General features: G+C 65.6%; 5 protein-coding genes and 1 pseudogene. 3 read left to right on the forward strand and 3 right to left on the reverse strand.

The features are described from left to right. Both H926_RS27850 and H926_RS0114930 read left to right on the forward strand, forming a co-directional pair. Positions 1-484, forward strand: a pseudogene (locus H926_RS27850) (beta-3-deoxy-D-manno-oct-2-ulosonic acid transferase); the annotation flags it as partial. Between the two features lie 13 nt (positions 485-497). Further along, positions 498-1,688 carry a glycosyltransferase family 1 protein gene (locus tag H926_RS0114930; protein ID WP_028658051.1) on the forward strand — a complete coding sequence of 397 codons (1,191 nt, stop codon included), beginning with the start codon at positions 498-500 and terminating at the stop codon, positions 1,686-1,688. A 262-nt stretch (positions 1,689-1,950) separates the two neighbouring features. Here the strand turns inward: H926_RS0114930 and H926_RS0114935 are convergent, their stop codons facing one another. Together H926_RS0114935 and H926_RS0114940 are read right to left on the reverse strand one after the other, a co-directional pair. Further along, positions 1,951-2,760, reverse strand: a complete 810-nt coding sequence (locus H926_RS0114935; RefSeq protein ID WP_237741058.1) for an aspartyl/asparaginyl beta-hydroxylase domain-containing protein — start codon at positions 2,758-2,760, stop codon at positions 1,951-1,953. A 10-nt stretch (positions 2,761-2,770) separates the two neighbouring features. Then, positions 2,771-3,400, reverse strand: coding sequence for a sterol desaturase family protein (locus H926_RS0114940; RefSeq protein ID WP_237741059.1), 630 nt, complete (start codon positions 3,398-3,400; stop codon positions 2,771-2,773). An 85-nt stretch (positions 3,401-3,485) separates the two neighbouring features. Between H926_RS0114940 and H926_RS0114945 the strand changes: the two genes are divergently transcribed. Continuing rightward, positions 3,486-4,256 carry an SDR family oxidoreductase gene (locus H926_RS0114945; RefSeq protein ID WP_051146387.1) on the forward strand — a complete coding sequence of 257 codons (771 nt, stop codon included), beginning with the start codon at positions 3,486-3,488 and terminating at the stop codon, positions 4,254-4,256. Positions 4,257-4,268: 12 nt separating this feature from the next. On the opposite strand, the gene H926_RS34790 is transcribed toward H926_RS0114945, so the two are convergent. Then, on the reverse strand, positions 4,269-4,839 hold a 571-nt coding region (locus tag H926_RS34790), incomplete at its 5' end, for a sulfatase-like hydrolase/transferase (RefSeq protein ID WP_237741060.1).

Here is a 4,839-nt window from a genome sequence, read left to right on the forward strand (position 1 = left end):
CCAGGCAGAACCCGACGCCGAAATCTGGTTTCGGCCCCATCCCGATGTCGATGCCGGGCATCGCCGCGGCGCCGTGCCCGATGCGGTGATCCTGGCCCATGCGGATCGCGTGGTGCGGGGTGGGGGCATGGCGCCCTTGCTCGATGCGGTCGATGCCGTGCATGTCCTCACCTCGCTGGCCGGGTTCGAGGCCCTGATGCGCGGGCGCGCGGTGGTGTGCCATGGCACGCCGTTCTATGCCGGCTGGGGGCTGACGCGCGATCTGGCGCCGGTGCCCGATCGGCGCGGGCGGGCGCTGTCGCTCGATGCGCTGGTGGCGGGCGTGCTGATTCTCTATCCGCGCTATCTCGATCCGGTGACTGGCCTGCCATGCCCGCCCGAAGTGCTGGTGGGCCGCATGGCGACCGCCCGCGCCACCAACCGCCTGCGCTGGATCGCCCCCTTGCGCCGCATCCAGGGGCGGATCATGGCAGCCCTGCGATGACCTGGAAAACGCGATGACCCAGATAATCCTCGATGTTTCCCGGCTCATTTCCCGGATGCACTATTCGACGCCGTCGGGGGTGGATCGTGTGGAAATGGCCTATGTGCGCGGCCTGCTGGCGCGCTTTGGCGATGGGCTGGAATTTGCTGCGGTCCATCCCATCGGGCTCTATGGCCGCCTGCGCCGCGAGGCGATCCTGCCCTATTTCGACGAGCTGGAACGCCGCTGGTCGCGCGAGGAAAACAGCCCCGAACGGCGCTCGGTCACATCGAACCTGCCCTTGCTGTTCCAGCTTCTGCCCCGGCGGGCGCGGGGCAGGGGGGCGCGCGCGGTCTATATCCAGGTTTCACCGCACCACCTGGCCAAGGCGGGCAAGATCCGCCGCATCCTGGCGCAGGAGAACGCGCAGTTCGCCTGCCTGGTCCATGATCTCATCCCCATGGAATTTCCCGAATATGCCCGGCCCGATGGCGCGGCCCTGCATCAGCGCCGGATCGAGACGGTAACCAGCCTGGCTGATCTTGTGATCGTCAATTCGGCCGCGACCGGACGCGCGATGCAGCCGTGGATCGCGCGCTCGGGCCGATCTATCGCGATGGCGGTGGCGCTGCTCGGCACCGTGCCGATGGTGCCGGCGGCGCCGTGGACGGGTGATGGCCGCCCCTATTTCGTCTGCCTGGGCACGATCGAGCCGCGCAAGAACCACCTGCTGCTGCTGCATCTCTGGCGCCATCTGGCCGAAACCTTGCCAGCCGGCCGCGTGCCCAAGCTGGTGATCATCGGCCGGCGCGGCTGGGAGAACGAGCAGGTGGTCGACCTCTTGGAGCGGTGTCCGGCGCTCAAGGGCCATGTCGAGGAATGGAGCGGTTGCCCCGATCGCCAGCTATCGGCCGTGCTGCGCGGCGCGAAGGGGCTGCTGATGCCCTCGTTCGCCGAAGGCTATGGCATGCCGGTGGCCGAGGCACTGGCAGTGGGCACGCCGGCGCTGTGCAGCGATATCGCCGCCTTGCGTGAGGTGGGCGGCGCCGTGGCTGACTATCTCGATCCGCTCGACGGGCCGGCCTGGACCCGGGCGATCGTGGATTTTGTTCAAGACGGGCCCATGCGCCAGGCACAGCTGCGCCGCATTCCCGCCTGGCACAATCCCACGTGGGACGAACACCTCGACACCGTCATCGCGGCACTGGCGCGGCTCCCGGGCTGACGCATGGCTAGTCTGCGCAACGGCAGCGGCGGTCTGATCTCTTGCAAATTCACACTAAGACACGAAGAAGTGCCTTTTCATCCTTCCTTCGTGCCTTGGTGGGCATCGTGTCACATAATCTTGAAGCCCGGACGAGACTCGATTGCAGAGCGAGGCTTCAAGAAGAAGCGGGACCCCGGGTTTGAGCCATGACACTGGCCGCAGATCCACCACAGTCGAGTAGCCCAGTTACCTGAATTGACGCCGCCCCGATGCAGCCGGGTCAGGCCAGCGGATTGTCGCGGTTGGCGGCCTGGCGGTTGATCGCGCGGGTGATGTCTTTGACGAAGCGTGAGTGGCGCACCGCCTTGAGGAAGATGTTCTGGATGAGATTGCCGGTAAAGCGGCAGGGGCGCTTGATCTGAATCAGCAGGATATAGCGATCCTCGTCGGTTTCGTTCCACACCTCGTGGTTGAACATGTCATCGAACAGGAACGACTGGCCGTCTTCCCAATGAAGCACGTGCAGCCGCTCGCCCTCTTCGAGGTTCATGCGGCACTTCTCGCGCTCGCGCGGGGCCTTGAGCGCGAGGTGGTAGGTCAGCATGCCCTTGGTCATGCCGAAATGGCGGGGAATGTGGCCGCCTGCCTCCATGACCGAGAAATTGGCAGTGACGAGGCCGGGAATCGCTTCGATCAGGCGGGCGGTGATCGGCGCGCGCGCGGCGTTGGCGGCCATGCGATAGCCATAGCCCTTCAAGAAGAACGTGCGCCAGCGGCGGTCCTTCGCGATGCGGCCATGGTCGAACGACAGATCGCCAAGCGATGGGATGTCCTTGGCGCGAATCGCCAGGGCTTCGTCGCGAATGGCTTCCCAGTGCTGTTCAAGCTGCGCGATCCAGGGGAAGAACGCCTTGTCCTGCACCGCCGCGTCGGGGATCAGCGAGTTGCGCATGATCACCCCATCGATCTTGGGCCGCAGCTCCTTGCCGATCTGATAGAGCGACTTGCCCAGCAGCGGCACTTTCCAGCCGCGGGCATTGACTGTCTGCTGCCATTGCGAAGGTTGGCGATCACCTGCCATTTGCGTCATTTAAGCTGTGTCACTTGAGCGACGTGATCCTGGTGGCGAACACCCGATCCCAGAAGATCGCCGAGACGGCATAATTGCCGTGCCCATCCACGAAGTGGTGGCGCATGTGGTGCCGCTTGAGCGCCATGGCGAAGCGGCCGCGCATCGGCCACTGGTGGCAGGCATAGTGCAGCGTGTCATAGACCACGTAGCCGCTGATAAAGCCGAGGAACAGCCAACTGCCCGCCGGTCCGATCGCCAGCCACGCGGCCAGCCACAACACGCCCGCCACCGGCAGGCTGGCCGGGAGCGGCATGAGATCGCGCAGCCCGTCGTTGGGATTGTCGTGGTGGTTGCCGTGGATCAGGAACACGAATCGCTGCACCGCCGCGACATCGACATGCCAGTGGAACAGGAAGCGGTGCATGGCATATTCGAACAACGTCCAGCCCAGCAGGCCGGCACCGATCAGACCCAGCGCGTGAAGCGGGCTGGCCGTGCCCCAGGCAACCCAGGCAATGCCAGGCAGAATCATCGCCCAGGCGAGAGCGAACGTGCGCCACGAAATCAGCGTCAGGCGCTCAAGGCCGTCACTGCGAAACAGCCTGATGCGCTGCGGTATGTTTTCGGAAGAAAGCATCTTGATGATGCTGGACATCATCGCCCATGCATTGTCAAGCATTGATGCTGCTAAATGCTAGTTCCTTGCGACGACCGGAAGCCGTTACAAAAAGGACATAATACCGGTGGTTAATTACTCCAAATCGGTTTTAATTGTGGGGGCGTCGGGGGGATTGGGCACGGCAATCGCGCAGCGTCTTGCCGGGCCGGATACCCTGCTTGTGCTGTGGGGCAGAGACCTTGTGCGCCTGCAAAATACCGCAACATTGTGCAGTGCGGCAGGGGCTGTGACGCAGACGCGTTCGCTGGACCTGTGCGATATTGCCGCCGCCCTGGCCGCGATCGCGGCAGACGATGCGGCCACGCCGTTCGACATGGTGGTCTTTGCCCAAGGGCGCGGTGACATTCGCGCCGCTGATGACCGTGTGGAGCAACCTGGCCTGGTGACAGAGCTGGCCTTGGTTAATTTCACCGGCCCGGCCACGCTGGCTGCCGCGATGGGCCAGGCCATGGCAGCACGGGGCAAGGGGCGCATCGTCGTGATCGGTTCGGCCGCCGGGTTTCATTCCTTGCCCTTTGCCACGGCCTATGCCGGCACCAAGGCAGGCCTGGCACGGTTTGCCGATGCACTGCGCCTGGCGCTGCGCGGCCATGGGGTCAGCGTCACGCTGGTATCACCGGGTTTCATCGATACGGCGGCCGGGCGCGAGGTGCCCGGTCCCAAGCCGATGCTGATGGCGCCCGACGTGGTTGCCGATCGCATCGTGCGCGCGGCCGAGCAGGGACGCGCGCACCTCGTGCTGCCCTGGCCCTTCGTGGTGCTGCGCTGGTTGGATCGGCTGTTGCCACGCGCTTGGCGCGACCGGTTGCTGCTGTCGCTCGCGCCGCCGGCTTGAGTGCAAGGTGCGCTAGCGCGCGGGTTCGAGCATCATGTCGAGGATGGCGTGGTGCAGGCCGGCAGGCGTCAGGTCTGCCGCAGTGTCATCGCCGCGCATCGGCTGCCCTGCACCGTCGAACCGCATGATGACAAAGGGCGTATGGCGCTTGCCAGCCGGCGTGGTGGCGCCGGGAATGCTGGGGCAGTGATCGCCGAAGAACACCAGCGCAGCCGGCTTTCCGCGTTGCCTTGCCAGTGCGGCAAGGCCTTCGGCCAGGCGCGCCAGCATGGCATCGCTGTTGCGCACCAGGCGCAGATAGCCCGGCACCAGTTCTTCCTGGCCATCGCCTGCCCAGGGGCCGTGGTTCTCGATCGTCACGGCATAGAGCAGCGTCGGCGCGCTGGCGGCCTGCAACGTGTCGAGGATCACGTCGGTCATCGCCGCATCGGTCACATAGCGGCCCTGGCCCGGCGCGGGCGGGGCGAAGTGCGTTTCTCCCACCAGGCGGGCAAAGCCGCCTGCGGGCATGATGCGGTCGCGCCCGTAAAAGCGCATGTCGTGCGGGTGCAGAAACGCGCTGTCCCACCCGGCCGGGCGCAGC

The sequence above is a fragment of the Novosphingobium sp. B-7 genome, assembly GCF_000410615.1.
GTDB lineage: Bacteria > Pseudomonadota > Alphaproteobacteria > Sphingomonadales > Sphingomonadaceae > Novosphingobium > Novosphingobium capsulatum.

Bases quoted from the DNA above. Each gene is read 5' to 3' on its own strand.
- H926_RS0114930 (WP_028658051.1), top strand. From the start codon at position 498: ATGACCCAGATAATCCTCGATGTTTCCCGGCTCATTTCCCGGATGCAC.
- H926_RS0114935 (WP_237741058.1), bottom strand. From the start codon at position 2,760: ATGACGCAAATGGCAGGTGATCGCCAACCTTCGCAATGGCAGCAGACA.
- H926_RS0114940 (WP_237741059.1), bottom strand. From the start codon at position 3,400: ATGATGTCCAGCATCATCAAGATGCTTTCTTCCGAAAACATACCGCAG.